At 65.4% G+C, this 25,279-nt stretch carries 30 protein-coding genes; 8 read left to right on the forward strand and 22 right to left on the reverse strand.

Going from position 1 to position 25,279, the window contains the following annotated elements; translation table 11 throughout:
- The first annotated feature begins 156 nt into the window (after positions 1–156).
- Both FG95_RS03115 and hemF read left to right on the forward strand, forming a co-directional pair.
- Entirely contained in the window at positions 157–615 is a 459-nt protein-coding gene (locus FG95_RS03115; protein WP_037553913.1) for a tRNA (cytidine(34)-2'-O)-methyltransferase, read from the forward strand.
- Entirely contained in the window at positions 612–1,472 is an 861-nt protein-coding gene (gene hemF / locus FG95_RS03120; RefSeq protein ID WP_037553914.1) for an oxygen-dependent coproporphyrinogen oxidase, read from the forward strand. Before FG95_RS03115 ends, hemF begins: the two co-directional genes overlap by 4 nt.
- A 55-nt stretch (positions 1,473–1,527) precedes the next feature.
- Here the strand turns inward: hemF and FG95_RS03125 are convergent, their stop codons facing one another.
- Positions 1,528–2,409 (reverse strand): hypothetical protein, encoded by an 882-nt coding sequence (locus tag FG95_RS03125; protein WP_037553915.1) that lies wholly within the window; start codon positions 2,407–2,409, stop codon positions 1,528–1,530.
- 112 nt (positions 2,410–2,521) lie between these two features.
- Positions 2,522–3,268: a hypothetical protein gene (locus FG95_RS03130; RefSeq protein WP_037553916.1), complete on the reverse strand. Its 747-nt coding sequence runs from the start codon at positions 3,266–3,268 to the stop codon at positions 2,522–2,524.
- Positions 3,269–3,400: 132 nt separating this feature from the next.
- On the opposite strand from FG95_RS03130, the gene lipB reads away from it, so the two are divergent.
- Positions 3,401–4,054, forward strand: a complete 654-nt coding sequence (gene lipB / locus FG95_RS03135) for a lipoyl(octanoyl) transferase LipB (protein ID WP_037553917.1) — start codon at positions 3,401–3,403, stop codon at positions 4,052–4,054.
- Positions 4,055–4,063: 9 nt separating this feature from the next.
- Positions 4,064–4,402, forward strand: a complete 339-nt coding sequence (locus FG95_RS03140) for a hypothetical protein (RefSeq protein ID WP_037553918.1) — start codon at positions 4,064–4,066, stop codon at positions 4,400–4,402.
- 3 nt (positions 4,403–4,405) lie between these two features.
- Here FG95_RS03140 and queE read toward each other — a convergent pair whose 3' ends face one another.
- From queE to FG95_RS03190, 10 genes are all read right to left on the reverse strand, one after another.
- Entirely contained in the window at positions 4,406–5,038 is a 633-nt protein-coding gene (queE, locus tag FG95_RS03145; RefSeq protein WP_037553919.1) for a 7-carboxy-7-deazaguanine synthase, read from the reverse strand.
- Between the two features lie 4 nt (positions 5,039–5,042).
- Positions 5,043–5,726 carry a 7-cyano-7-deazaguanine synthase QueC gene (gene queC / locus FG95_RS03150; protein WP_037553920.1) on the reverse strand — a complete coding sequence of 228 codons (684 nt, stop codon included), beginning with the start codon at positions 5,724–5,726 and terminating at the stop codon, positions 5,043–5,045.
- A gap of 189 nt (positions 5,727–5,915) precedes the next feature.
- The gene (locus FG95_RS03155; protein ID WP_037553921.1) at positions 5,916–6,323 is read right to left on the reverse strand and encodes a hypothetical protein; all 408 of its coding nucleotides are present in this window, start codon (positions 6,321–6,323) and stop codon (positions 5,916–5,918) included.
- Positions 6,324–6,458: 135 nt separating this feature from the next.
- Positions 6,459–7,382 carry an Hsp33 family molecular chaperone HslO gene (gene hslO / locus FG95_RS03160; protein WP_235211439.1) on the reverse strand — a complete coding sequence of 308 codons (924 nt, stop codon included), beginning with the start codon at positions 7,380–7,382 and terminating at the stop codon, positions 6,459–6,461.
- 10 nt (positions 7,383–7,392) lie between these two features.
- Complete coding sequence (gene argF, locus FG95_RS03165) at positions 7,393–8,319, reverse strand: ornithine carbamoyltransferase (protein ID WP_037553922.1); 927 nt, start codon at positions 8,317–8,319, stop codon at positions 7,393–7,395.
- Between the two features lie 28 nt (positions 8,320–8,347).
- Positions 8,348–9,535 (reverse strand): aspartate aminotransferase family protein, encoded by a 1,188-nt coding sequence (locus FG95_RS03170; RefSeq protein WP_037553923.1) that lies wholly within the window; start codon positions 9,533–9,535, stop codon positions 8,348–8,350.
- Between the two features lie 129 nt (positions 9,536–9,664).
- Positions 9,665–10,405 carry a hypothetical protein gene (locus FG95_RS03175; RefSeq protein WP_037553924.1) on the reverse strand — a complete coding sequence of 247 codons (741 nt, stop codon included), beginning with the start codon at positions 10,403–10,405 and terminating at the stop codon, positions 9,665–9,667.
- A complete protein-coding gene (locus FG95_RS03180) occupies positions 10,405–12,993 on the reverse strand; it encodes a TonB-dependent receptor (protein ID WP_037553925.1) in 2,589 nt (862 codons plus the stop codon). Before FG95_RS03180 ends, FG95_RS03175 begins: the two co-directional genes overlap by 1 nt.
- Before the next feature lie 110 nt (positions 12,994–13,103).
- Positions 13,104–14,090 (reverse strand): LLM class flavin-dependent oxidoreductase, encoded by a 987-nt coding sequence (locus FG95_RS03185; RefSeq protein ID WP_037553926.1) that lies wholly within the window; start codon positions 14,088–14,090, stop codon positions 13,104–13,106.
- Positions 14,091–14,157: 67 nt separating this feature from the next.
- Positions 14,158–14,610, reverse strand: a complete 453-nt coding sequence (locus FG95_RS03190) for an Lrp/AsnC family transcriptional regulator (protein WP_037553927.1) — start codon at positions 14,608–14,610, stop codon at positions 14,158–14,160.
- 73 nt (positions 14,611–14,683) lie between these two features.
- Between FG95_RS03190 and FG95_RS03195 the strand changes: the two genes are divergently transcribed.
- A complete protein-coding gene (locus tag FG95_RS03195) occupies positions 14,684–15,274 on the forward strand; it encodes a LysE family translocator (protein ID WP_037553928.1) in 591 nt (196 codons plus the stop codon).
- Positions 15,275–15,338: 64 nt separating this feature from the next.
- A complete protein-coding gene (locus tag FG95_RS03200; protein ID WP_037553929.1) occupies positions 15,339–16,355 on the forward strand; it encodes an aldo/keto reductase in 1,017 nt (338 codons plus the stop codon).
- A 96-nt stretch (positions 16,356–16,451) separates the two neighbouring features.
- On the opposite strand, the gene FG95_RS03205 is transcribed toward FG95_RS03200, so the two are convergent.
- A complete protein-coding gene (locus FG95_RS03205) occupies positions 16,452–17,018 on the reverse strand; it encodes a hypothetical protein (protein WP_037553930.1) in 567 nt (188 codons plus the stop codon).
- A 47-nt stretch (positions 17,019–17,065) separates the two neighbouring features.
- Between FG95_RS03205 and FG95_RS03210 the strand changes: the two genes are divergently transcribed.
- Positions 17,066–17,533, forward strand: coding sequence for a DUF411 domain-containing protein (locus FG95_RS03210; RefSeq protein WP_037553931.1), 468 nt, complete (start codon positions 17,066–17,068; stop codon positions 17,531–17,533).
- A gap of 15 nt (positions 17,534–17,548) precedes the next feature.
- Here the strand turns inward: FG95_RS03210 and FG95_RS03215 are convergent, their stop codons facing one another.
- From FG95_RS03215 to glmU, 9 genes are all read right to left on the reverse strand, one after another.
- Positions 17,549–18,418 (reverse strand): dienelactone hydrolase family protein, encoded by an 870-nt coding sequence (locus FG95_RS03215; RefSeq protein WP_037553932.1) that lies wholly within the window; start codon positions 18,416–18,418, stop codon positions 17,549–17,551.
- Positions 18,419–18,686: 268 nt separating this feature from the next.
- On the reverse strand, positions 18,687–19,352 hold the full coding sequence (locus FG95_RS03220; protein ID WP_037553933.1) for an HAD family hydrolase: 666 nt from the start codon (positions 19,350–19,352) through the stop codon (positions 18,687–18,689).
- 5 nt (positions 19,353–19,357) lie between these two features.
- The gene (locus FG95_RS03225) at positions 19,358–19,771 is read right to left on the reverse strand and encodes a GFA family protein (protein ID WP_037553934.1); all 414 of its coding nucleotides are present in this window, start codon (positions 19,769–19,771) and stop codon (positions 19,358–19,360) included.
- On the reverse strand, positions 19,768–21,591 hold the full coding sequence (glmS, locus tag FG95_RS03230) for a glutamine--fructose-6-phosphate transaminase (isomerizing) (protein ID WP_037553935.1): 1,824 nt from the start codon (positions 21,589–21,591) through the stop codon (positions 19,768–19,770). Before glmS ends, FG95_RS03225 begins: the two co-directional genes overlap by 4 nt.
- A 16-nt stretch (positions 21,592–21,607) precedes the next feature.
- A complete protein-coding gene (locus FG95_RS03235; RefSeq protein ID WP_037553936.1) occupies positions 21,608–21,988 on the reverse strand; it encodes a PIN domain-containing protein in 381 nt (126 codons plus the stop codon).
- A complete protein-coding gene (locus tag FG95_RS03240) occupies positions 21,985–22,347 on the reverse strand; it encodes a ribbon-helix-helix domain-containing protein (protein ID WP_037553937.1) in 363 nt (120 codons plus the stop codon). Before FG95_RS03240 ends, FG95_RS03235 begins: the two co-directional genes overlap by 4 nt.
- 31 nt (positions 22,348–22,378) lie before the next feature.
- Positions 22,379–22,840 carry a GNAT family N-acetyltransferase gene (locus tag FG95_RS03245; RefSeq protein WP_037553938.1) on the reverse strand — a complete coding sequence of 154 codons (462 nt, stop codon included), beginning with the start codon at positions 22,838–22,840 and terminating at the stop codon, positions 22,379–22,381.
- Entirely contained in the window at positions 22,837–23,151 is a 315-nt protein-coding gene (locus tag FG95_RS03250) for a hypothetical protein (protein WP_037553939.1), read from the reverse strand. Before FG95_RS03250 ends, FG95_RS03245 begins: the two co-directional genes overlap by 4 nt.
- Positions 23,148–24,515: a bifunctional UDP-N-acetylglucosamine diphosphorylase/glucosamine-1-phosphate N-acetyltransferase GlmU gene (glmU, locus tag FG95_RS03255; protein ID WP_235211440.1), complete on the reverse strand. Its 1,368-nt coding sequence runs from the start codon at positions 24,513–24,515 to the stop codon at positions 23,148–23,150. Before glmU ends, FG95_RS03250 begins: the two co-directional genes overlap by 4 nt.
- 59 nt (positions 24,516–24,574) lie before the next feature.
- Here glmU and gph point away from each other — a divergent pair, with 59 nt between their 5' ends.
- Positions 24,575–25,237, forward strand: a complete 663-nt coding sequence (gene gph, locus FG95_RS03260; protein ID WP_037553941.1) for a phosphoglycolate phosphatase — start codon at positions 24,575–24,577, stop codon at positions 25,235–25,237.
- The last annotated feature ends 42 nt before the right edge of the window (positions 25,238–25,279 follow it).

Here is a 25,279-nt window from a genome sequence, read left to right on the forward strand (position 1 = left end):
ACGAAAGCGCACAACCCGGCGGCCCCTCCGGGAATTGCGGGCCTGATAGCCGCACAGTCCGAGCTTGCCAACAGGCAATTTCCGCTTGCGTCACCCGGCCGCCGCGATGCAGCCAAGCCCCTCGATTCGCGGCGCCTTCGGCTTTATGGCGGCACCATGGAAATCGCCCTGTTCCAACCCGACATCGCCGGCAACGTCGGCACGATCCTGCGCACTGCCGCCTGCTTCGGCACGCCGGCGCACATCATCGAACCCTGCGGTTTTCCGTTCGGCGACGCCGCGCTCAAGCGCGCGGGCATGGATTATGCCGTGCGTGCCAACGTCCGGCGGCACCCGGGCTGGGACGCTTTTCACATATGGTCGCAGATCGGCGGGCAGCGCGTCGTGCTGCTGACGACCGCGGGCGCGACGCCGCTTCCCGATTTCGAATTCGAGGCAAGCGACGTCCTGCTGTTCGGGTCGGAAAGCGCCGGGGTACCGAAGCACGTCCACGACGCGGCCGCCGCGCGGGTCGCGATTCCAATGCTGCCCGGCTTTCGATCCTTGAATGTCGCGGTCGCGGCTGGCATCGCGCTCGCCGAGGCGCTCCGGCAAACGAAAGGCTTTCCCGCATGATCTCGCTCGACCCGCAGCAACAGCGCGCGCGCACCTGGTTCGAATCGCTTCGCGACCGCATCTGCGCCGAATTCGAGGCGATCGAGGCCGAGGCGGGAAGCGACGCGCGCTTTTCCTATACGCCGTGGGACCGCGAGGCCGAGGGGCTGGCGCCCGGCGAAGGCGGCGGCGGCGTGCGCGGCGTGATGACGGGCCAGGTTTTCGAAAAGGTCGGGGTCAATGTCTCGACCGTCGGTGGCCAGTTCGCGCCCGATTTCGCCGCCTCGATCCATGGCGCGGCCGAAGACCCGAGCTTCTTCGCCACCGGAATCAGCCTGGTCGCGCATATGGCGAACCCGCACGTCCCCGCGGTGCATATGAACACGCGCTTCCTCGCGACGACGAAGCGCTGGTTCGGGGGCGGCGCCGACCTCAATCCGCCGATCCCGTATCAAGAAGATACCGATGCGTTCCACGCGCGGCTGCGCGCCGCCTGCGCCCCCTTTGGCCCCGACGTTTATGAACGCTATGCCAAGTGGGCCGAGGATTATTTCTATATCCCGCACCGCGGCGTCCATCGCGGCGTCGGCGGCATTTTCTACGACCATCTCGAATGCGGCGACGATGTCGAATATGACCGCAATTTCCAGCTGACGCAGGCGGTCGGCGAGGCGTTCCTCGACATTTTCCCGCAGATCGTGCGCCGCCGCATGAACCTGCCCTTCACCGAGGCCGAGCGCGAGGAACAGCTTATCTGGCGCGGCCGCTACGCCGAATTCAACCTCGTCTACGACCGCGGCACGCTGTTCGGGCTCAAGACCGGCGGCAATATCGACGCGATCCTGATGAGCCTGCCGCCGCTCGCCAAATGGGCCTGATACGAAAAGGGCGCCCCGTTGCCGGAGCGCCCTTCTCTCTTAGGCTTATGCCGGATCAGGCGAAGACGTCGCCCGACGCGCGCGGTGCGATCGCGCGATAGACGCCCACCGGCATCGAAAAGGAGATCATGATGATCGGCAGATAGACGAGCGCCGCCATCACGATCATCGTCAGCATCGCGCCGACGACCGATCCGCCAACGATCGCCCCAAGCACGCCTCCGAAGATCATGCTTGCGATAAAGATATAGACGAGCATTCCGATCGTGAAGAGCAGGTAAAAACCCACGATTACCCATTGCGACGGGCCGGTCAGCCGCCACGATTCGCCGAGCCCGGTAACCGGATTGCGCGTCAGCCGCTCGGCCATCACCGGCCCGGCAACCATGAACCGGCCCTGCACCCACAAGAGAAAGACGACCATCGCGATATAGAGAATGATCATCAGGAAGATCGCCCCGCCGCCGATCGCGCCGGCGCCGCCCGATTCGAACGCAGCCGGGGACAATCCGCCCATGCCACCGAGCGCCGCACCGAAGATCAACGTCATGATGAACATGACGATGAAGATGACGATATAGGCGGCGATCATGACCACGATCATGCCAAAGGCGAGCGCCGGCCCGGCCTGGAATGCCCAAGCGAAATTGGGCGCTTCGCCGGGGTGCATGCCGCCGCGCCAGATCAACATCGACACGCCGTAGAAAATGACCGCGGCGATCAGCGCGAACAGCCCGATCTTGCCGAAAGCCCCCATGATAAGCGACGGATCGTTGGGCGACATCGCCATCGCGGAAAAGGTCGACCCGAGAAACAGATAACCGAGCAGACCAACGAGGATCAGCGCCCCGCCGACCCACATCAGCATCTGCATCCAATTGGCCTTCAGAAACGCGAAGGTTTCGGAAAAGGCCGCTCCGATACTCATTTTCGTCATGTCACTTTCCCCTGCTTGTCAAAGCCTGTTCTTCACTCCGTTCAAGACTGGACGAAAACCGACCGGCTTCGTCCCGATTGCGACACCTTTATCATTATTGCGGGCTTGCCCGTCACTGAAACACCTCGGACGAGGTCCGTAGCGCGAGCTGGCGATAAGCGGCCGCCGATACCGCGATCGACACCAGGCTTCCGATCGCGCCGAACGCCGCCTCGACCAGCCCGCCCATCATGCGGCCGAGGCCCGGTTCGCTGCCGAAGATCACCGAGACGACGCCGCCGATGATCAACGCCGCGATCACGATCACGATGCCGACGAGAAACAGAAAGAAGAACACGGCCCAGCCGTTGTCGCGCGTGAGCTCCCAGCTCGTCCGGATCGCCTCGAAAGGATTGTAGATCCGGCGATCGGCGATTGCAGGCGTCACAAGCGCGAGCCGCCCGATCAGGTAGATGCCGGGCACGATCAGCAGGATGAAACCGAAACCGATCGCGATTCCGCACAGGATCTGGACCGCAATCATCGTCGGGAAGAGCATCAGGCCGAAGGTCAGCGCCTCGCCGACGCTGATCCCCGCCCGCGAGAGCCAGAGCCTCAGGATCGCTGCGGTTCCGATCAGGGTGCAAAGCGCGATCACCACCTGCCCGGGGATCATCTGGCGGAAGCTTTCGCGGAATGTCGCCATGACCTGGTTGAAATCGGCGCCCGCGGGCGGCTCGATCGGAACGGGTCCGAACCAGGCGAAGGCGAGCGCCGGCAGGAAGAGAAATACGCCCGCGATCGTGCCGACGAGCGCCGTGTGCGATTTCAAAAGCTGCAACGTGTCGTCCCACGCCGCGCCCATGTCGAATTTTACCATTGATACCCCGTCATTTTTTGGTTCCCCGTTGGCGCGAAGGTGACGATCTTCGGCGCGTCTGTCCAGCCCTGTCGGTCATGCGGGCCGGGGGGTCTTGCGTCCGAGGCCCCGGCGGGCCAGATAGCCGGCACAATGACCGCCCTGCCCCCGCCCGAATGGACGATAAGCCCCGGCCTCACCTGCTATGACGCGGCGCTCGTCGACATGGAGGCGCGCGCCGCGGCGATCCACGCAGGGAGCGCCGGCGAGCGCATCTGGCTGATCGAGCATCCGCCGCTCTATACCGCGGGAACGAGCGCCGATCCCGCCGAGCTGCTCAATCCGCAGTTCCCGGTTTACGATGCGGGGCGCGGCGGACGCTATACCTATCATGGGCCCGGCCAGCGCGTCGGCTATGTCCAGCTCGACCTGACGCGGCGCGGGCGCGACGTGCGCGCCTATGTTTCGGCGCTCGAAGGCTGGGTGATCGACGCGCTCGCGCTGCTCGGCGTCGCGGCGCGGCGCGCCGAGGGGCGGATCGGCATCTGGACCGATGATGTGGAGGGCCGCGAAGCGAAGATCGGCGCAATCGGCGTGCGCGTGAAGCGCTGGGTGACGATGCACGGCTTTTCGCTCAACGTCGCGCCCGACCTCGCGCATTTCGGCGGGATCGTGCCGTGCGGCATCGCCGAGTTTCCGGTGACCAGCCTCGCCGCGCTCGGCAAGGCCGCGACCTTCGCCGATGTCGACGCGGCGCTGGCCCAGACACTGCCCGCCTTTCTCGACAAGCTCGGGCCGACCGACTAGGAAGCCCGCATGACCCGCATATTCCTCACCTCGCTCCCCCTGCTCGCCCTGGCCGCCTGCGGCGGCGGCGACAGCACGGGCAAATCGACGACCAAGCTCGACGCGGTCGAGGTCCAGCCCGGATCGATCAGCGATTCGATGATCGTCCTCGATAATGTGGCGGGCGACGGCACTGCGGTCGACAACAGCATTCCCGACGATGACACGAAAAAGGACGCGCCCAAGGCCGAAGCGGCGAGCGAGGGCGACGAAGCCGCGAGCGACGACGGCGACGATCCCGAAGCGGTCGACATGCCGATCGCGAAAAAGGCGATTACCGACGACGCCGCCGCCAAGAAGGGAGAATAACGCCTAGCGCAGCCCCAGATGCTTGTGCGTCTGGAGCGACAGGCGCCAGCGCGGATCGGCCATCACCAGATCGATGCACGCCTGCACATTGGCGCTCGCGTTCGGGTCGTCGAGCGGCTGGACGAGCAGATGTTTGAAGTCGAGGCCCGCGAGCCGCGCGACATCGCTGCCGGGCTGCGGCCAGACGAGTTTGAGTTCGTCGCCGCTCGTCTGAACCAGTTCGCTTCCCGCTTTCGGGCTGACGCAGATCCAGTCGATGCTGCGCGGGATCGGCAGCGTGCCGTTGCTTTCGATCGCGATGGTGAAGCCGCGATCGTGCAGCGCACCGATCAGCGCGTCGTCGACCTGCAGCATCGGCTCGCCGCCGGTGAGCACGATATAGCGGTCCTCGCCGCCCTCGCCCCAGCTTTCGGCGACAACGTCGGCTAGCGCCGCGGCCGATTTATACTTGCCGCCGAGCGTGCCGTCGGTGCCGACGAAATCGGTATCGCAGAACTGGCAGATCGCCTTGGCACGGTCCTGCTCGCGTCCCGTCCACAAATTGCAGCCGGCAAAGCGGCAGAAGACCGCGCGGCGTCCCGCCTGCGCCCCCTCCCCCTGCAGGGTGAGGAAAATCTCTTTGACGGCGTAGGTCATGGCTTCAGGCGTAGCGCGTCGGGTCGGTGAGACCCGCGTCGGCGAAGCCCTTCGACCGCAGGCGGCAGCTGTCGCACGCCCCGCAATGCAGCCCCTCGGGCGTCGGATCGTAGCACGACCAGCTCATCCCCGCGTCCATGCCGAGCCGCGCCGCTTCGGCGGCGATATCGGCCTTGGTCATATGCTGGAGCGGCGCATGGATGCGGAATTCGACGCCCTTGTCGCCGTCGCGCGTCGCCAGCGCCGCGAGCTTCTCGAAACCCTGGATGAATTCGGGGCGGCAGTCGGGATAGCCCGAATAGTCGAGCGCATTGACGCCGATGACGATGTCCTGCGCAGCCCGTGCCTCGGCGAGCCCGAGCGTCAACGACAGGAAGATCAGGTTGCGCGCGGGGACATAGGTGATCGGGACATCGTCGCCCACTCCGTCCTTGGGCACGTCGATGTCGGCGGTCAGCGCCGAGCCGCCGAAACGGCGGAGGTCGAGCGGCAACACGATATGTTCGGCGGCGCCGACATAGTCGGCGATGCGCGCGGCGGATTCGAGTTCAACGCGGTGGCGCTGGTTATAGTCGATGGTGAGCGCGACGATGCGCGCGCCCGCTTCGCGCGCGAGGCCCGCACAGACCATCGAGTCGAGCCCGCCCGACAGAAGGACGATCACGCTTTTTCCGGAAACTTGCTGCATCGGCGCCAGATAGGCCCGTGCCGCCGGGGGTGCAAGAGGGCCCGCCGCATCAAAGAAACGGGCCGCGAGGCGGTCGCCGCGCGGCCCAGTCCGGCATGACAGCCGTTAGGGAGAAGACATACGAAGAAGCATGTCTTCCTTCGACCTAGCGCCGGATGGTAAACATCGGGTTAGCGCGGCGCGCAAAGATCAGCAGCCGCCTGTGCGCCGCGCTTCGATCGCCTGCGAGAAGGGCCGGCCCTCGGCAATGCCCTGCGTATCGATCTGGACCAGCCGGTTCGTCTCGCTGCGGATGGTCGTACGACCGTGCCCGGCGCCGGGACAGGTATAGTGGACGGTCACCGAATTCGGCGTATCCTCGATGACATAGCGCGAACAGGTCGCACCCGGGTGATAGACCTGGATCATCCGCCGCGCGTCGCCGACGCAGACGGTCTGGACGACCGCGTCCTTGCCGCGTTCACGCAGCTGCCAGCTGCCCTTTTCGAGCCGGTCGAGCATCGCCAGCGACGGCGCCTGCGCCGGCACCGCGGTCGCCGCGCCCGCAAGGCCGAGCGCCATCAAACCATATCGCACGAGGGGAGAGAAGATCGCCATTTTCACCTGTCCACTGGTCGCCGCGCGGGCTGGATGCGACCCCGTTGCCCGTAGGTAACAACGCGCCCGAGGCTTTTCAACCGCTTGGCGCTGGATTTGCTCGTTTCGTCGCCGGCTTCGACGAAGCCCGTTCGGTTATTCGGCGCGATCGTGGGTCGCGATCTCGTCGAGCGGGATCGGGAAAAAGCGCGAGCAAAAGGCGCAGTCGACGACGATCCTGCCGTCGTCGTCGGCCATTTCGGCGCGCTCGGCCTCGGGAAATTGCGCGAGCACGCCGGCGAAATAGCCGGTGCTGCACCGGCAGCCCCGCGACACTGTAACGCCCGGCTCGACGCGCACCTCATCCTCATGGAAAAGCCGCCACGCCAGCGTCTCGAGCGAGGTCGCGGGATCGGTGAGCTCCTCGTCCTTGAGCGTCGCCGCGATCGTCTTGGCATGCTCCCATTCGGGATTGTCGTGGCGAACGTGCAACCGGTCGCGGCCGACCTCGCCCTCGGGAAGATGCTGGAGCAGCAATCCGCCGGCAACGCATCCCGCCTCGGGATCATGACGCGCGGCGAGCTTGATCAGGCTCGAAATCTGCTCCGATTGCTCGAAATAATGCTCGGCCGCCTCGCCGATCGACGTGCCTTCGAGCGGAACGATGCCCTGATAGCGTTCGCCGGTCGTCGCCTGATCAAAGGTGATCGCAAGAAAGCCCTCGCCGAACAGCGCGAACAAGGTCGGATCGGAACCCGCCTCGGCTAGCCGCTCGGCATCGAACTTGAGGTAGCCGCGCAGTTCGCCGCCGCGATAATCGCAGACGAGCAGCTCGACCGGCCCGCCGCCGGTCTGCGCCTGCAGCGTCATCTGGCCGTTCTCGTCCTTCAGCGTCGAGCCGAGCAGCACGGTGAGCACCAGCGCCTCGGCGAGCAGTTTTTCGGCGACCGGCGGATAATTATGTGCGCCGATAATCGTCCGCAGCGTCGGCCCGAGCCGCACCAGCCGCCCGCGTACATGGCGCTTGGCGATGGTGAACAGCAAAGGCTGGTCGAACCAGGTTTCGATGGTCTCGCTCACGTCCTTAAACTCACAATTTCCCGAGCGCCCAGAGCAGGATCGATTTTTGCGCATGGACGCGGTTTTCGGCCTCGTCCCAGACGCGCGACTGCGCGCCATCGATCACCGCATCGACGACCTCGTCGCCGCGGTGCGCGGGCAGGCAATGAAGGAAGATCGCGTCTTTCTTCGCACCCGCCATCAGTCGCTCGTCGACCTGATAAGGCGCCATCGCCGCAATCTTGTTATGCGCGTGATCCTGTCCCATCGACACCCATGTGTCGGTGACGACCAGATCGGCGCCCGCCACGGCCTCGCGCGCATCGCGCACGACCTCGATGCGTGAACCCTTCGCCCGCGCCGCCTCGACGAAGCTCGCCTCGGGCTCATAGCCTTGCGGCACGCCGGCGCGGACGTGGAAGCCGAACAGCCCCGCCGCCTCGATCAGCGACGCGAGGACATTGTTGCCGTCGCCGAGCCACGCGAGTTCGAGCCCCGGCAGCGCCTTGCCACTCTCGACCACCGTCAGCAGGTCGGCGACGATCTGGCACGGGTGCGAGAGGTCGGTGAGGCCGTTGATCACCGGCACGCTCGCATATTCGGCGAGTTCCTCGGCTTTCGCATGATCGTCGGTGCGGATCATGATCGCATCGGCATAACGCGACAGCACGCGCGCGGTATCGGCGATCGTCTCGCCGCGCCCGAGCTGGGTCACGCCCGCGTCCATGATCATCGGCACCCCGCCGAGCTGGCGGATCGCGATGTCGAAGGATGCGCGCGTGCGCGTCGAATTCTTCTCGAACACCATCGCGAGCACATGGCCCGCGAGCGGCGCATCGGCGTCGGGCTTTGCCTTCGGCCAGCCCGCGCGCGCCGTCTTGCGGTCGATCGCGTCCGACAGCATCGCGGCTACGGCGTCGCCGCCCGCGTCGGACAGGTTCAGGAAGCGCCGCATCATGCCCTCCGTTCTGCAGGAACGGAAAACATCAGGACTCGGGCGGCGTGTAGCTCGCCGCGCCTGCCGACAGTTTTTCGATGAATTCGGCGATGTGGCTGTCGTCGATGTTGAGCGGCGGCAGCACGCGGACGACATTCTCGCCCGCCGCGACGGTCAGCAGCCCGTGATTGTCGCGCAGGTGCGCGACGAACGCGCGGCTGTCCGAATTGAGCTTGAGGCCGAGCATCAGGCCAACACCGCGCACACTGTCGAACAGATGGTCGTGGTTGGGGATGAGCTGTTCGAGCGCGCCGCGCAGCCGCTCGCCGGTCGCCTTCACCTGATCGAGGAAGCCATCTTCGAGCACGACGTCGAGCACCGCCTGCCCCGCCGCGCAAGCGAGCGGGTTGCCGCCATAGGTCGACCCGTGCGTGCCAATGACCATGCCGCGCGCCGCCTTTTCGGTCGCGAGGCACGCCCCCATCGGGAAGCCGCCGCCGATGCCCTTGGCGCTCGCCATAATGTCGGGGGCGACACCATAATGTTCATAGGCATAGAGATGGCCGGTGCGCGCGACGCCGCACTGGACCTCGTCGAAGATCAGCATCAGGTCGCGCTTGTCGCAGATGTCGCGCAGCGCCTGCAGGAAAGGCTGCGAGGCGGGGCGGATGCCGCCCTCGCCCTGGATCGGCTCGACAAGGAAACCCGCGGTGTTGTCGTCGACCAGATCGAGCGCGGCGTTGATGTCGTCGAACGGCGCATAGGCGAAGCCGGGCAGCAGCGGATCGAAACCCTTGCGCAGCTTTTCCTGATTGGTCGCCGAGATCGTGCCGAGCGTGCGGCCGTGGAAGGCGTTGTTGAAGGTGATGAGGGTGTGCTTTTCGGGATTGCCCGCGCTCGAATGATAGGCGCGCGCGGTCTTGATCGCGCATTCGACCGCCTCGGCGCCCGAGTTGGTCAGGAAGACCGTGTCGGCGAAGGTATTGTCGACCAGCCGCGCGGCATAGGCCTCACCCTGCGGGCTGCCGTAAAGGTTCGACACATGCATCAGCGTCGCGGCCTGCTCCTGAATCGCCTTGGTCAGGTGCGGGTGGCCGTGACCGAGCAGGTTGACCGCGATCCCGCTCGCGAAGTCCAGATAGCGCTCGCCTCGCTCGCCGATCAGATAGGCGCCCTCGCCGCGCACCGGACGCACGGCACACCGGGGGTATACGGGCATCAGCGGCGTGATCGACATGGCAAGCACCTTTCAGTCAAAAGTAAAAAGGCGACCCCGTTCGGGCCGCCCTTGGTCGGGCGGCTCCTATACTGCCGGTGCCGGAGGCGCGTCAACACAGCGGCGCCGTGCGCCCGGACGACAAAAAGATCAGAGCGCCGGAACCGGCGTCGCCCGGATTTCCTTCTTCGCGCGATCGATCGACCACAGCAGGCGCGGCTCGGCCGGGTCCCAGTCGATCGCCTGCCCCTCGGTCGGCACCGGCAGCGTCGCCACCAGTTCGAGCGTCGCGCCCGCCTTCGGCAACCGCAGCGCATAGATTTCGGGCCGGTCGTGCCCGCTGGCGTACATCAGCCCGTCGGCGCCCCACGCGAAACCCGAACAGCTTTTGGGCGCGAAGCGCGCGAGTACGGCGTCGGGGAAAAGCCAGGATTCGAGCGGACGAAAGGAGGCGTCCATGCGAACCAGCGTCGTGAAGCGGTGGTCGCGCCCCGGCTCGCCGCCGCGGTCGTCATAATTAGCGAACACCGCCCACCAGCTTCCGCCGTGCCAGTCCATCGCGGTGAGCGAACCATAGATCCGCCCGAGGCTGACCGTGCGGACATGGCGGAGCGTCTTTGCATCGAAAATCTCGACGCTGCTCGCCATCGGCACCTTCGGATAATTGGAGGCGGCGCAGACGAGCTCGGCCTTCACCACCGCGCAGCTGTTGAGGTGCGGGAACAGCTTGGGGTCGCCTTCCCACGCGGCGACCCGCTTGCCGCTCGCCTTGTCATATTTGCCGATCGCGAAATTATCGATGGCATAGACATGGGTCCGATCCGCCGCGACGCCCTGATCGGCCTCGGGCGCCGCGATCGTCGCAAGCGTCAGGAGCGCGGCGGCGAGCATCAGAAGCGCACCGACGCGCCGGCATAGAAGGTCCGGCCATAGCGTTCGTTCTGGATGATCCAGTCACGGCGCTCGCCCTGATACTGGCGCGTCGGCTCGTCGGTCAGATTCTGCCCCTCGACAAACAGGCTGACATTGTCGGTCAACGCGAACGACGCCTTGGCGTCGAGCCGGCGCAGATCGTCATTATACTGATCGCCGAGCATATCGGCGCCGAGCGAAATCAGCGCGCTGCCGGTGTTGTGATAGGCGATCGACGCCTCGATCGGCCCCTTCTGATAGAAAAGCTGCGCGCCATAGAGCAGGTTCGACTGCTCGGGGAACGCCGCGGGGTCGGCACGGCCGGGAACTTTCAGCTTCGAATCGATCAGCGTCATATTCGCCTCGAGCCCGAAGCCGGAGAGAAAGCTCGGCAGGAAGTCGAACTGCTGGCGATAGGCGAGCTCAAGCCCGATGATGTCGGCGCTCGTCCCGTTCGCCTTTTGCGAGAAGCCGAGCACGGCATAATCGCGCCCGCCATAGCTGGTGTCGAGCAGCGTAAAGCTTTGTGTATAGACGGGGTTCTGGATGAATTTGGCGAACACGCCGACCGAAAGCAGCCCGCCCTTCGCAAAATACCACTCGGCCGAGGCGTCGAGCGCGTCGGCGACATAGGGTTCGAGGTTCGGGTTGCCGAGCGACACCGACCCGTCGAATGTGCCGTCGTCGTTCGCTTCATAGGCGATCTCGCCGCCGGGGGTGAGGTCCGAATAATTGGGACGCCCGACGCTGCGCGTATAGGCGAGGCGGACAATGACCTCGTCATTCGGTTCGATCCGCACGATCAGGCTCGGCAGCCAGTTGGTGTAGCTGCGCTTCGCGTTCACCGGGACGACGTCGGCCTCATTCTCGAGCTGGAACCCGCGGATCGTCAGGTCGGTGCGTTCGACGCGGATGCCCGGCGTCACCGTGATCGACCCGAAATCGAGGTTCGCCATCGCATAGCCCGCCGCGATATCTTCGCCGAGGTCGAGGTCGTCCAGCGTCGCATTGGCGAGCGTCGAGCTCTCGTCGAGCACAAAATAGGCCGCGTTCGCGGGGTCAGCGGTGAAGGCGTCGATCAGGCCGGCGTCAATCACCGGCGTGATCAGATAGTCGTGCCCGCCGCCGGCATGCGAAATCACGTCGGCGCCCTGCAAGCCGAACTGGCCGAGCGTGAAGCGCGTCGCCGCATTGCTCCCCCGCGAAAAGATGCTGTTGTTCGCATCGAAATCCTTGTCGGTCGCGCGATATTTCCCGCCGAGCTTCAGCCAGCTGTCGTCGCCGAAGCCAAGCTTGCGCGTGACGTCGAGCCGGCCAGTCCAGATATATTCGTCGCCGCTTTCGTCCTGCACCGTATATTGGCGAAAGCCGAGGCCGTCGGCGGTCAGCGGAGTGCGCGGCACCGCGCTGAACAATTTGTCGGTGAAGTCGAAATCGACGGTCCCCGGGTTGCCGCGGAATTGCCAGAGCTGGTTCGGCTCGATCACTTCATTGTGCGAGCGCGCGATGCCATAGTCGAAGGTCCAGTCGTCGGCCTCGGTCGTCCCGCCGACCATGCCGACGAGAACGGACTTCTCCTTATACTCAAGCCGCAGGTCCGATCGCTGCTCGGTCACTGTCGATACGCCGGTCAAGCCATCTGGGTTCAATGTTACGGTCCCATTGTCCCGTTGTGCCTGCGTCGCGAAATCGAGGCGGAAGCGCTGGCGATATTCATTCTCGGTGAATTTGCTGTAGAGCCCGCGCGCCCACAGGTGGGTCGTGTCGCTCGGCCGCCAGTCGAGCGAGGCGATGCCCCCGATGCGTTCGCGCTCGAGCTGGTAATCGGTATATTTGATGTTGGTCGGCAGCCCGCCGCGCGCCGCGCCCGGAAACGGCGCCCAATCGTCGGGAAAGATGCCGAAGCTCTGGAAATCGCGCTTCGAATAGCTCGCGCCGATCAGGATGCCGAACTGCTCGTCGCCGCCGAAGCGCCCGCCGATGCTCGCATCGCCGCGTACCGGCACCTTCTCGTTGAGCGTCTGGTAACCCGCTTGCACATTGGCCGAGAGGACGAAAGGCTCGGCGAAGTCGAACGCGGTCTGAGTCACGAGGTTGATCGTGCCGCCGATACCCTGCGCATCGAGATCGGCGGTCTTCGCCTTGGTCACCTCGACGCGGTTGAGCAATTGCCCCGAGACGATGTCGAGCGGCAGACGGCGCGTGTTGCCGTCGGGGTTGCCGAGCTCGAAGCCGTTGACGGTATAATTGTTGAGGTCCGACGGAATACCGCGGATCGCGACATAGCGTCCCTCGCCCTGATCATATTGCACGCCGACGCCGGGCAGGCGCTCGATCACTTCGGCGACGTTGCGGTCGGGAAGCTGGCCGATCTCGTCCGCCGCGGCGACGTCCATGATGCCGACGGCCTCGCGCTTGATCTCGATCGCGCGTTCCTGCTGCGCGCGCTGGCCGGTGACGACGATCGCCTCGCCCTCGTCGGTCGGCGTGGCGCCCTGCCCGAAAGCTGGCGAGGCGGCGAGCAGCGCGATGGCGCTGACGCCGGCGAGGGAGAGTTTGACGGACATGAAAGCGACCCCTTTTGGAAAGACGCGCTGCGCCTAGGGGTCCGCCGCGTCGATTCGACGACGCATCAATGACAATACGACTATTCTTTCGTGACGTCGCCGTCACATTGTCAAAGCAAGCGCGCCGCCTCCATCGTCAGCGCGAGCGAGCGTTTGCGCGCACCGTGATCGTACATCGACGAAGCGATGATCACCTCGTCGACACCGGTGCGCGTCTGAAAGGCCTTGAGGCCCGCCGCGATGTCGTCGGCGGTGCCGATCGCCGAGCATTGCAGCACATGGTCGAGGATCGCCCGCGCATTGGGCGGCAGACTGTCCTTATAGCCCGCGAGCGGCGGCTTCATCTTGCCCGGATTGCCGGTGCGCAGCGCGACGAACGCCTGCTGCTGCGACGAGGCGAGGAGTTCGGCCTCCTCACGCGTGTCGGCGGCGAAGGCGTTGAACGCCGCCGCGGCATAGGGTTCGGCGAGCTGCGCCGAGGGTTTGAACTGGCGGCGGTAGATATCGAGTGCTTCGTCGAGCGCGTCGGGCGCGAAATGGCTGGCGAAGGCGTAAGGCAGCCCGAGCATCGCCGCGAGCTGTGCGCCAAAGGTGCTGGATCCGAGAATCCACAGCGGGATATGGGTGCCCGCGCCCGGAACCGCTGTGATACCGAGTTGTTCGTCGCCGGCGAGAAAGGCCTGCAATTCCAGCACATCCTGCGGAAACTGGCGCTCGTCGCTCGCGAGGGTGCGGCGCAAGGCGCGCGCGACGCGCTGATCCGATCCGGGTGCGCGTCCCAATCCCAAATCCACACGGCCAGGGAACAAGGCTTCGAGGGTGCCGAATTGCTCGGCGATCACCATCGGCGCATGGTTCGGCAGCATGATACCGGCCGATCCGATCCGAATGCTCTTGGTGGCCTGCCCGATATGCGCGAGCACGACCGAGGTCGCGGCGCTCGCGATCCCCGCCATGCCATGATGTTCGGCGACCCAATAGCGCGCATAGCCGAGCGCCTCGGCATGCCTTGCGAGATCGGCGGCGTTGGCGAGCGACTGGGCGATCGTGCCGGTATCGGTAACGGGCACGAGGTCGAGGAAAGAGAGTTTCGTCATGAAACCGATATGCGGTTGGCGAGTGAGAGGTGCAAGCGCACCGCTTCACGGGCGGCGCGAAGAAAAACTACGCCCGCTCGTCCTTGGGCGAGTCCATCAGCACATAGGTGGTGATCGAATGCACCTGCGGCAGCACGCCGAGCACCTCGGTGTGGAAATGCTTGTACGACGCGAGATCCTCGGTCTCGACGCGCAGCAGATATTCGATCGTGCCGGTGATATTGTGGCATTCGCGCACTTCGGGCGCCTCGGCCATCGCGGCCTCAAAACCGGCCTGCGACTTTTTGGTGTGCGACGACAGCCCTACGGTCACATAGGCAAGGAAGGTGAGCCCGAGCTTCGCGGGGTCGATCACCGCGCGATAGCCCTTGATCACCCCGCTGCGTTCGAGTTCCTGCACGCGGCGCAGGCAGGCCGAGGGCGACAGCCCGACGCGATCGGCGAGTTCGAGGTTCGAGATTCGCCCGTCGCGCGACAATTCGTGCAATATCTTGCGGCCGATGGCGTCGATCTTGATCATGGATTGCATAATCTAACCGAATGCGGGTCATCTTTGCAATCCGTCGCGCAGCTAAACGCATTATGTTGCGCGCATGGAACAGACCACCCTCGCCGCGCTCTCCGCCTTCGCGCTCGTCTCGTCGATCACCCCGGGGCCGAACAATATGATGCTGATGGCGTCGGGCGCCAATTTCGGCCTGCGCCGCACCGTTCCGCATGCGCTCGGCGTCGGCATCGGCTTCACGCTGATGATCGTCCTCGTCGGCGTCGGGCTGATGGGGCTGTTCGACCTGTTTCCCGTGCTCAATATCATACTCAAGGTGGTGAGCGTCGCCTATCTGCTCTGGCTCGCGTGGAAGATCGCCAATGCCGCCGCACCCGACACGACGGGCAGCGCGCGCGGCAAGCCGATGAGCTTCTTTCAGGCGGTGCTGTTCCAGTGGGTCAATCCGAAGGCCTGGTCGATGGCGCTCACCGCGATCGCGCTCTACGCGCCCGACCGCAATTTCGCCGCGGTGCTGCTCGTCGCGGTGATCTTCGGGATCATCAACCTGCCCTCGACCAGCCTGTGGGCGGTAATGGGGGTGTCGCTGCGCGGCTGGCTGTCGAGCCCGGCGCGATTGAAAGCGTTCAACTGGACGATGGCGGCGCTGCTCGTCGGCTCGCTCGCGCTGCTGATCTGATTGCAAGGTTGCATCCCGCAACCTAAAGACGGCGCTCCCCTCCCTCTGACCGGAGAACAGAGCCATGCAAAGCCGCCGCCTCGGACAAAGCGCCATCCACGTCTCCGACATCTGCATGGGGACGATGACCTTCGGCAGCCAGGCCGACGAGGCGACGGCGTTCCTCGTGCTCGACCGCTGCTTCGACGCCGGGATCAATTTCTTCGACACCGCCGAGGGCTATCCGGTGCCGCCCGACGTCAAATGGGTCGGCCGCACCGAGGAAATCGTCGGGCGCTGGATGAAGACCAAGCCGCGCGACGCGATCATCCTCGCGACGAAAGTCTCGGGTCCGAGCCATGTGTGGTTCAAATCGCCATGCCGGGGCGGCATGACCGCGCTCGACCGCAAGAATATCATGCAGGCCATCGACGACAGCCTGACGCGGCTTCAGACCGACTATGTCGACCTCTACCAGACGCACTGGCCCGACCATGACGCGCCCTATGACGAGATGATGGACGCGCTCGACGAGCTAGTTCGCGCCGGCAAGGTGCGCATCCTCGGCTGCTCGAACGAGACGAGCTGGGGGCTGATGAAGTCGCTCGCGGCGTCGGAGAAGCTTGGGCTTGCGCGCTATCACACGATCCAGAATAATTTCAGCCTCAACAACCGCCGCTTCGAGGACGAGCTGGCGCAAGTGTGCCGGCAGGAAGGCGTCAGCCTGATCCCCTATTCGCCGCTCGCCGGCGGCGTTCTGACGGGCAAATATCAGGGCGGCGCGACCCCCGAGGGCGCGCGCTTCTCGCGCTACTTGCAGATGGAGGGGCGGCAGGCGGCGATGGGCCGCCGCTTCGTCAACGACAAGACGCTCGCCGCGACCGAACGCTATCTGAAGATCGCCGAAGAAGCCGGGCTGCATCCGGTGACGATGGCGACGGCGTGGTCGAAACAGCATGATTTCGTCGCGTCGACGATCGTCGGGGTCAGCGCCTATGATCAGGTCCAGCCGATCCTCGATGCGATGGAACTGGTGCTTTCGGACGAGGTGATGAAGGCTCTGCACAAGGTGAGCAAGGACATCCTCTACCCGATGGGGTAAAGCCGGTCCTTTCATTTCGTCATCCCGGACTTGATCCGGGATCCATTTACGCGACGGTGGAATAACGGATGCCGGATCAAGTCCGAGGATGACGATTCAAATAACTTTAGTGGGCGGCCATTCGAGGGTCAGCGCCTCGCCGACCCGCAGCGCCCGCCATGTCGCCGAAAGCCGCTCGAAATCCTCAAACACCCGCCGCCGCGCGGCGTCGAATTGCGCGCGCTCGTCGGCGCTGAGCGAAGCGCGCGTCCGTTCCGCCTCACCGAGCGCCGCGCGCTGCGCCGCGCTGTCGGGGCGCTGGCCGCTCCGCCAAGCGACGTCGAAAAGGAAGGCGGCGAGTTCGGACAGCTCGCCCTCGCGGCCTTGGCTTTTGATCAGCTTCGCGCCCTTCGCGACCTGCTTGCGCGCTGCGCGCTGACGCTCCTTCGCCGACAGCGCACCGCCCGCCTCGACATGGAAGGAGCCCGCGTCGCCGCCCGCCGCGATCTGGCCGAACACGCCGGCCTTCAGGCCAAGCGCCGCCTCGACGACGAAATGCACCATATCGTGCGGCAGGTCTGGATCGAAGCCCGGCGCCGGATCCATGACGAGCGCCGGGGCGCCTTCGCGCTCGATGCGCATGCTGTAGCGGCGTTCGCCCGAGCGGATGAAATGGACTTTCATGGGACCTGTCTGTAGCTTCGCGTCCCGTTCCACCAAAAGGATTTGCGATGACTTCTGCCCGCCGCGCGTTTTTCGCCCTCGCCGCCTTCTCCGCCGTCATCGGCACCGCGCATGCCGCGAACCCAACGATGTTCCGCGACGCGGGTTGCGGCTGCTGCCTCAAATGGCTCGAGCAGGTGAAGACCTCGTTCGGGGCGAAGGCGGTCGTCGTCAATTCGCCCGACATGGCCGCGGTCAAGGACAAGCAGGGCGTGCCGCAGGCGCTCAGAAGCTGCCACACCGTGCTCGTCGGGGGATATGTGATCGAGGGCCATGTCCCCGCGAAGGAGATCGCCCGCCTGCTCCGCGAAAAGCCGAAGGGCGTGAAGGGCCTCGCCGTCGCGGGCATGCCGGTCGGGTCGCCCGGCATGGAACATGGCGACCACCGCGAAGCCTATAAGGTCATGACCTTCGGCCCCGGCGGCCAGCGCGTCTATGCGAGCTACGCCGCGAGCGGCGGCGCGCACGCGCACTGACCGTCAAGCGGGGCTTCAGGCCAGCTCGGCCTTGAACAGTTCGAGCATCCGCGCCCACGCCTTCTCCGCCGCCGCTTCGCTATAGACGCGGCCGTCGGGCGGGCACCAACCGTGCTGGGCCGGATAGACCTCAACCTCGTGCCATTGCTTGCGGGGTTCGAGCACCGATTTCAGCAGGACTTTCTCGTTCGGGCTTTCCTTGTCGTCATCCTCGGCGATCGCGAAAAGATAGCCGGCTTTGGTGCCGGGGATCAGCAGGTGCGGGCTGTCGGGCTTGTCGGTGCCCACGCCGCCGCCGTGAAAACTCGCCGCCGCGCCGACGCGGTCGGGCTTCAGCGCCGCGGTATAGATGGTCATCGGCCCGCCCATGCAGTAACCGGTGGTGCCGAGCCCCCGCTTCGTATCGACCTCGCCCTGCGCGTCGAGGAAGGCGAGATGCGCCTTCGCGTCGGTCTCGACGATCGGCTTGGTGAGCTGCTTGAGATAGCCGAACAGCTTTTCGCGCACCGCGGCGACGCCCCAATTATTCTCGGCATCGACGACGGGCGCCTTCTGCCAGCGGTAGAAGGGATTCACCGTCAGCACCGCATAGCCCTCGCCCGCGAGCCGGTCGGCCATCTGGCGAAAGGCGGGGCGCAGCCCGCGAATGTCGGGCCACACCAGCACGCCGGGGTGCTTGCCCTCGGCGGGGGCGACGAAATAGGCGTCGCAAATGCCGTCGGCGGTCGTGATGGTGACGTCGCGGCCCTTCACCGGCTTGCCCGCGATCGCGCGCGCCGGCAGCGCCGCCATCAACGCGCCCGCACCCGCGAGCGTGGTGAAGCTGCGGCGCGCGACGGGCATTCCGGCGCGGTCGCGATCGGCTTCCATCTTTTCGGTACACATGGGCTCTCTCCTTGGGGCATTTTTTGAAAAGGCGCAGAAAACTGCGCAACTTCACTCGCGATTGCAGGTTTCGTCCCGTTATCGGGATCGACCAGAGGGCAAAGCTAATCGACGCTCGCTTTATAGGACAGCGGTTTTTGCCCGATTAGATCCTCCCTGTGGCGAAGCCATGGGGAGGGGGACCGTCGCCGCAGGCGATGGTGGAGGGGCCGCGACGGGTGCGCCATAGGCCCCTCCGTCAGCGCTTCGCGCTGCCACCTCCCCATGGCTACGCGACAGGGAGGATCATTATCTCATCAAAGTTCAGCGCCACATGATGAACGCCAACCTCGCGCAGCATTGCGCCGTGCGCCGCGCGGTCGACGATATGCCCCGCGCCGCAGAAGCCGACCACCGTCATCCCCGCCGCGATCGCCGCTTGCGCGCCGGTCGGCGAATCCTCGATCGCGAGGCACGCCGCCGGATCGACCCCCAGCCCCTTTGCCGCCGCAAGATAGATGTCGGGAAAAGGCTTGCCGCGATCCCAGCCGTCGGCGCTGTAGACATGCTCGCCGAAATGATGGCCAAGCCCGAACAGTCCCAGCGCCCAGCCGATATATTCGGCGCGGCTCGACGAGGCGATCGCGCGCGGCGTGGCGCCGAGCGTATCGAGAAAGTCGGCGACGCCCGCGACGGCATCGAACCCTTCCATATAGCGCGCCCGCGCCCGCTCGCGGTGCGTTTCGCGGAAATCGGCGGGAAGCGGCCGCCCGTAACGCGCCTCGATCCGCCGCTGCGTCTCCTGCCAGTTATGGCCGTAATAGTCGCGCAGACATTCGTCATAGGTCGCAGGCATCCCCGCCGCGGTCAGGCTTTCGGCGAGCGAGAGGTTCGCGCGCACCTCACTGTCGGCGACGACGCCGTCGAAGTCGAAGATCACCGCTGCATAGGACATGGGATTCAGCGCATCACCTCATGTTCGCGGACATGGGTCCACGGTCCCTCGCCCGACCAGCCGCGCCCGTCGGGAAAGGCCAGCTTCAACCCGCGAAGCTGTTCGGGCGCAAACAGGCGCATGTTGACGCCCATCAGGTCGACTTCGCCGCCCATCCGCTCGATCAGGCCTTCGGTGGCCGACCAGTGCGTCGAGCAGCCGCAGGTGGCGCAGAAATGCAGGTCCGAATTGGGGTTTTCGCGGTCGGCGCGGTTGTAGGTCCGCGTTTCGCCTTCGATCACCACATCGCGCGGCGAACAATAGGCCCAGAGAATGCCATGCGAAAAGCAGAGCGAGCAATTGCACTCGGCGAGTTCTTCGGGTGCCTTGGCGAGGCGCACCGAAACGGCGCCGCAATGGCAGCTCGTCTCCCAGCTCATTCCACCGTCACCGACTTGGCCAGATTGCGCGGCTGATCGACATCGGTCCCCTTCGCGACCGCCACATGATAGGCGAGCAACTGCACCGGCACCGCATAGACGAGCGGCGCGATCAGCGGGTGGACCTTGGGCATCTCGATCGTCGCCATGCAGCCGTCGCCGGCTTCGGCGAGGCCTTCGGCGTCGCTGATCAGCACGACCTTGCCGCCGCGCGCCATGACTTCCTGCATGTTGCTGACGGTCTTTTCGAACAGCGGGCCCGACGGGGCGAGGACGATCACCGGCACCGCTTCGTCGATCAGCGCGATCGGGCCGTGCTTCATCTCGCCCGAGGCATAGCCTTCGGCGTGGATGTAGCTGATTTCCTTGAGCTTGAGCGCGCCCTCGAGGGCGAGCGGATAGTCGGGGCCGCGGCCGAGGTAGAGCACGTCGCGCGCGGGGGCGACGAGGTGCGCCATCGCGGCGATATCCTCGTCGTGCGCGAGCGCGGCGTTGAGCGCGGCGGGCGCCTCGATCAGATGTTTGACGATCTCGCGCTCGTCGGCGGCGCTGAGCTTGCCCTTCTTGAGCGCGAGATGCGCCGCGAGCGCGGCGAGCACCGCGAGCTGGCAGGTGAAGGCCTTGGTCGAGGCGACGCCGATTTCGGGCCCCGCGTGGGTCGGGAGCAGCAGGTCGGCTTCGCGCGCCATGCTGCTGGTCGGCACGTTGACGACGACCGCGATCGTCTGGCCATGCGCCTTGCAGTGGCGGAGCGCCGCGAGCGTGTCGGCGGTCTCGCCCGACTGCGAGATGAAGAGCGCGAGACCGCCCGGCGCCAGCACCGGATCGCGGTAACGGAACTCCGACGCGACATCGATGTCGACGGGCACGCGCGCGAAGGTCTCGAACCAATATTTGGCGACCATTCCGGCGTAGAAGCTGGTGCCGCATGCAACTATCGTGATGCGGTCGATCTTCGAAAGGTCGAAATCCATCTGCGGCAGCGCGACCGTCTGTTCGAGCGGGCGAATGTACGAGGAGAGCGTCTGCGCGACCACCGTCGGCTGCTCGAAAATCTCCTTCTGCATGAAGTGGCGGTAATTGCCCTTCTCGACCGCTGCGGCGGTGACGCCCGAGGTGGTGATCTCGCGCTCGACGGGATTATTGTCGGCGTCGAATATCTGCGCGCCTTCGCGCCCGACGATGACCCAGTCGCCTTCGTCGAGATAGGCGATCTTCTGCGTCAGCGGCGCGAGCGCCAAAGCGTCGCTGCCGAGATAGGTTTCGCCGTCGCCATAACCGACGACGAGCGGCGAGCCGAGGCGCGCTCCGATCAGCAGGTCGGGGTGGCTGCGAAAGGCGATCGCCAGCGCGAAGGCGCCGCGAAGCTCTGGCAGCACCGCCTTCACCGCATCGGCGGGCGATTTGCCGGCTTCGACCTGTTCGGAAACGAGGTGCGCGACGACTTCGGTATCGGTTTCGCTCTCGAACCGCCGTCCGCGGCCGGTCAGCGCCTCGCGCAGCGGCTTGAAATTCTCGATGATGCCATTGTGGACGAGCGCGACTTCGCCCGTCGCGTGCGGGTGCGCGTTGCTCGTCGTCGGCGCGCCGTGGGTCGCCCAGCGCGTGTGGGCGATGCCGACGGTGCCGGGCGCGGGGTTGCCCGCCAGTTCCTTCACCAGATTACCCAGCTTGCCTTCGGCGCGGCGGCGGATCAGCTGCCCGTCCTCGACCGTGCACACGCCCGCCGAATCATAGCCGCGATATTCCATGCGCCGAAGCCCGTCGACGAGACGGTCCGCGACCTGGGTCGTGCCGATGATTCCGATGATTCCGCACATGGATAATGGCTTTCTCTTATAGCGTGTAGGGGACGCGAATACCCGGCATCGATGCCGGGAAATCCTTTGTATTGCGTGTCACGAGAACGCGGCCGCGAATCTGGGCGGTCGCAAGGATGATGGCATCGGGCGCTTTCAGTCTCGATCGTTCGCGGCGCAGCGCGGCCGCGCGGTGCGAAATCTCATCGTCGATTTCGTCGAGCCCGAAACGGCCGAGAAACTGCAGCGCATCGCGAACGACCGCGTCATGGCCCTTGGACAATATTTCGATCCACGCCATCCGGCTGATCCACATGCGGGCCCCGCTTTCCGCGATGCGCCGCAACTCCCGCTGGGCGGGAGCATGGTCCAGCAAGGTGTCGATGAGGATATTGGCGTCGAGGCTGTAGCCGCTCATCCGGACTTCTTTTTGCGCTTTTTGGCGGCTTTTTTGGTCAGCGCCAGATAATGCGCGCGTTCCTTGTCATCCTCGTCGGTGAAACATTCGGGCGATTCCGCCCGGACCTCTTCATAATCATCGTCCCACGGCCGGGTCCATTCGGCGCGCCGCTGGCGATCATATTCGCGCGGATCGATCGAAATGCCGTGCCGCGCCCAGGCACCGAAGCCCACTTCCAGCCAGTCCTTCGGCGTCTCGGCGCGATAGGCCGCCACCGCCTCGCGAAGCACCGATGCGCGCGACTTCCCCTGCTCGGCCGCAAGCTGGTCGAGCCATTTGATATCTTCATCGGGCAGGTCGGCAAGAATACGAGTCATTGATATACTGATATCATATCATGATATCATGTCAATCGATCGACTTGCGGTAGACGAGGAAACCCGACTTTTCCGCGACCCGATCGTAGAGCGCCATCGCGGTCTCGTTGGTTTCGTGCGTCAGCCAGTATACGCGCGGAAGCGAACGCTCCCGTGCGGCGCGATAGACCGCTTCGATCAACGCCCGACCGACGCCCTGCCCCCGCGCCCCTGCGGAAGCGAAGAGGTCCTGCAGATACAGCGACGGCAGCAACGACGTCGTGCTGCGGTGGAGCAGATAATGGGTCAGGCCGAGCAGTGCGCCGTCCCGTTCGGCGACGAGCGCGAACATCGGTTCATACGGATCGAAAAAGCGCTCCCAAGTCGCCGCGGTGATCTCGGGCGCCAGCGCGGTACCGCCGCTGCGTCCGTAAAATTCATTGTAGCCGTCCCATAAGGGGAGCCAGCGGTCGTAATCGGCGCGGATCGCCGGACGGACGATCAGATCGCTCATACCCGCCCGAAATTGCGATCGACGAAGATCATCGCGAATTGCACCGGGTCGGGTGCCGCGCCATTGCCCTCGGCAAAGCGCGCCCGCCCATCGGTCCAGATTTTCCGGATCTGCGCGGGCAGTTCGGGACCGAATTTCATCTGCTGTGCAACGATCTGATCCCAGCTTCCCTTCGCACCGAAACTCTGCTCGAGCTGCGGCACCATCGCCTCGCAATAACGCTCGGTCGCTTCGTCGAGATGGCCGATCGCCCTCAGCACCCACGCGTCGACGAAGCGCAGGAAGGGCTTGTCGTCGTAGCGATCGCTCATTTGCTCTTCTCCGCCGCCTTCTTCTTGCGCATCGCGTCGTGGAAGCGGTCGGCCCAGCCGGGCTTCATCAACTGCTCGCCGCGCACGATGCGAAGCTCGCCGTCGGCGACGTCGCGCGTCACCGCGCTGCCCGCCGCGACGATCGCGTCGGCGCCGATCCTGACCGGCGCAACGAGCGCGCTGTTCGATCCGATGAAGGCGCGCTCGCCGATCTCGGTCTTATATTTGAAATAGCCGTCGTAATTGCAGGTGATCGTGCCCGCGCCGATGTTGGCATTCGCGCCGACGCTGACGTCGCCCAGATAAGTGAGATGGTTCGCTTTTGCGCCCGGGCCGAGCACAGCCTTCTTGGCCTCGACGAAATTGCCGATCTTCGCCTTCTCGCCCAGCACCGTGCCGGGGCGCAGCCGCGCGAACGGACCGACTTCGCATCCCGCGCCGATGATCGCGCCCTCGATATGGCAGTTGGCGCGGATATTGACGCCATTGCCGACCGACACGCCGGGACCGAAAAAGACATTGGGCTCGATCGTCACGTCGCGGCCAAGCTCGGTATCCCACGAGAACCAGACCGTGTCGGGGGCGCGCAGCGACGCGCCGCCCGCCATCGCTTCTTCGCGTTTGAACGCCTGCCACTGCGCCTCGGCCGCGGCGAGTTCGGCGCGGCTGTTGATCCCGGCGACGTCGGCGGGATCGGTCGTCACGACCGCGCACGACCGCCCGTCGGCATTCGCGATATTGACGATATCGACGAGGTAAAATTCCTTCGCGGCGTTGTCGTCGGTCACCCGCGCGAGCAGCGCGAACAGGTCGCGCGCCTTTGCCGCCATCAACCCTGAATTGCAGAGCCGCACCGCGCGCTCCTCGGGAGTCGCGTCCTTGTGCTCGACCATCTTCACAACGCGGTCGCCTTCGGCAATCACGCGGCCATATTGCAGCGGATCGGCGGGTTCGAAGGCGAGGACGACGACGGCGGGCGCGTCGGGCGTGTTCAGCCGGTCGATCATCGACCGCAGCGTTGCCTCGGGAACGAAGGGCACGTCGCCATAGAGGATCAGCACATCGCCCTCGAAGTCCGCGAGCGCGCCCTCCGCCTGCCGCACCGCATGGCCGGTGCCAAGTTGCGGGTCCTGCACCGCCAGTTCGGCACTGCCGCCGAGCGCGGCCTCGAGCTGATCGGCCTTGTCGCCGACGACCACCACTTTCTTCGCCGGCGCGAGCGCATCGACCGCCGCCATCAGGTGCAACAGCATCGGCCGCCCCGCGATCGGGTGGAGCACCTTGTGCAGGTCGGATTTCATGCGGGTGCCCTTGCCCGCGGCAAGGACAATGGCGGCAATGGGGGCGGCGATGGAATTGCTCATGGCCGCTGCCATGCCAGCAAATCATTGCGGTTTCCAGAGCATCGCGCCATGCGCGGCGGATGAACGGATTTCCTTTTGCGATCGTCGGCTTCGATCTCGACGGCACCCTTCTCGATACGCTCGGCGACCTGGCCGCGGCGGTCAATCATACGCTCGCGCAAATGGATCGCGCGCCGCTTGCTGAGGCGGCGGTGCGGCCGATGATCGGGCGCGGCGCGAAGCATATGCTCGAGGAGGGGCTGCGCGCTTCGGGCGGCGTCCCCGATGGCGCGGTTGAGCGCCTCTATCCCGAACTGCTGCGCTTTTACGAAGCGCATATCGCGGTCCACAGCCGCCCCTTTCCCGGCGTCGTCGCCGCGCTCGACCGCCTCGACGCGCTGGGCGTGCGCACCGCGGTCGTGACAAACAAGCTTGAGGGGCTCGCGCGGCAACTGCTCGGCGAACTGGGGCTCGCCGACCGCATGGCGGCGATCATCGGCGGCGACACGGTGGGGGCACGCAAACCCTCGCCCGAGCCGATCCGCGCGATGCTCGAGCGGTGCGGCGGCGGACGTGCGGCGTTCGTCGGCGACAGCATCTATGACGTAACGGCGGCAAAAAATGCGGGTCTGCCGAACGTCGCGGTGAGCTTCGGCTTCCTCGATCGGCCCGCGAACGAGCTGGGCGCCGACCATGTGATCGATCATTATGACGAGTTGGTCCCGCTGCTCGCGCGGCTGTAGAAGGGAAATATCGCCTCCTTGTCCGTCATCCCGGCGGAGGCC

The sequence above is a fragment of the Sphingopyxis sp. LC363 genome (assembly GCF_000756385.1).
In the GTDB taxonomy this organism is placed as follows: Bacteria; Pseudomonadota; Alphaproteobacteria; order Sphingomonadales; family Sphingomonadaceae; genus Sphingopyxis.

Bases quoted from the DNA above. Each gene is read 5' to 3' on its own strand.
- FG95_RS03190 (WP_037553927.1), bottom strand. From the start codon at position 14,610: ATGATCAAGATCGACGCCATCGGCCGCAAGATATTGCACGAATTGTCG.
- FG95_RS03220 (WP_037553933.1), bottom strand. From the start codon at position 19,352: ATGTCCTATGCAGCGGTGATCTTCGACTTCGACGGCGTCGTCGCCGAC.
- argF (WP_037553922.1), bottom strand. From the start codon at position 8,319: ATGATGCGGCGCTTCCTGAACCTGTCCGACGCGGGCGGCGACGCCGTA.
- queC (WP_037553920.1), bottom strand. From the start codon at position 5,726: ATGCAGCAAGTTTCCGGAAAAAGCGTGATCGTCCTTCTGTCGGGCGGG.
- FG95_RS03115 (WP_037553913.1), top strand. From the start codon at position 157: ATGGAAATCGCCCTGTTCCAACCCGACATCGCCGGCAACGTCGGCACG.
- FG95_RS03140 (WP_037553918.1), top strand. From the start codon at position 4,064: ATGACCCGCATATTCCTCACCTCGCTCCCCCTGCTCGCCCTGGCCGCC.
- lipB (WP_037553917.1), top strand. From the start codon at position 3,401: ATGACCGCCCTGCCCCCGCCCGAATGGACGATAAGCCCCGGCCTCACC.
- FG95_RS03195 (WP_037553928.1), top strand. From the start codon at position 14,684: ATGGAACAGACCACCCTCGCCGCGCTCTCCGCCTTCGCGCTCGTCTCG.
- glmU (WP_235211440.1), bottom strand. From the start codon at position 24,515: ATGAGCAATTCCATCGCCGCCCCCATTGCCGCCATTGTCCTTGCCGCG.
- hemF (WP_037553914.1), top strand. From the start codon at position 612: ATGATCTCGCTCGACCCGCAGCAACAGCGCGCGCGCACCTGGTTCGAA.
- FG95_RS03125 (WP_037553915.1), bottom strand. From the start codon at position 2,409: ATGACGAAAATGAGTATCGGAGCGGCCTTTTCCGAAACCTTCGCGTTT.
- FG95_RS03200 (WP_037553929.1), top strand. From the start codon at position 15,339: ATGCAAAGCCGCCGCCTCGGACAAAGCGCCATCCACGTCTCCGACATC.
- FG95_RS03155 (WP_037553921.1), bottom strand. From the start codon at position 6,323: ATGGCGATCTTCTCTCCCCTCGTGCGATATGGTTTGATGGCGCTCGGC.
- FG95_RS03210 (WP_037553931.1), top strand. From the start codon at position 17,066: ATGACTTCTGCCCGCCGCGCGTTTTTCGCCCTCGCCGCCTTCTCCGCC.
- FG95_RS03240 (WP_037553937.1), bottom strand. From the start codon at position 22,347: ATGACTCGTATTCTTGCCGACCTGCCCGATGAAGATATCAAATGGCTC.
- FG95_RS03235 (WP_037553936.1), bottom strand. From the start codon at position 21,988: ATGAGCGGCTACAGCCTCGACGCCAATATCCTCATCGACACCTTGCTG.
- FG95_RS03180 (WP_037553925.1), bottom strand. From the start codon at position 12,993: ATGTCCGTCAAACTCTCCCTCGCCGGCGTCAGCGCCATCGCGCTGCTC.
- FG95_RS03250 (WP_037553939.1), bottom strand. From the start codon at position 23,151: ATGAGCGATCGCTACGACGACAAGCCCTTCCTGCGCTTCGTCGACGCG.
- glmS (WP_037553935.1), bottom strand. From the start codon at position 21,591: ATGTGCGGAATCATCGGAATCATCGGCACGACCCAGGTCGCGGACCGT.
- FG95_RS03245 (WP_037553938.1), bottom strand. From the start codon at position 22,840: ATGAGCGATCTGATCGTCCGTCCGGCGATCCGCGCCGATTACGACCGC.
- gph (WP_037553941.1), top strand. From the start codon at position 24,575: ATGAACGGATTTCCTTTTGCGATCGTCGGCTTCGATCTCGACGGCACC.
- FG95_RS03130 (WP_037553916.1), bottom strand. From the start codon at position 3,268: ATGGTAAAATTCGACATGGGCGCGGCGTGGGACGACACGTTGCAGCTT.
- FG95_RS03225 (WP_037553934.1), bottom strand. From the start codon at position 19,771: ATGAGCTGGGAGACGAGCTGCCATTGCGGCGCCGTTTCGGTGCGCCTC.
- FG95_RS03215 (WP_037553932.1), bottom strand. From the start codon at position 18,418: ATGTGTACCGAAAAGATGGAAGCCGATCGCGACCGCGCCGGAATGCCC.
- FG95_RS03185 (WP_037553926.1), bottom strand. From the start codon at position 14,090: ATGACGAAACTCTCTTTCCTCGACCTCGTGCCCGTTACCGATACCGGC.
- FG95_RS03205 (WP_037553930.1), bottom strand. From the start codon at position 17,018: ATGAAAGTCCATTTCATCCGCTCGGGCGAACGCCGCTACAGCATGCGC.
- queE (WP_037553919.1), bottom strand. From the start codon at position 5,038: ATGACCTACGCCGTCAAAGAGATTTTCCTCACCCTGCAGGGGGAGGGG.
- FG95_RS03170 (WP_037553923.1), bottom strand. From the start codon at position 9,535: ATGTCGATCACGCCGCTGATGCCCGTATACCCCCGGTGTGCCGTGCGT.
- FG95_RS03175 (WP_037553924.1), bottom strand. From the start codon at position 10,405: ATGCTCGCCGCCGCGCTCCTGACGCTTGCGACGATCGCGGCGCCCGAG.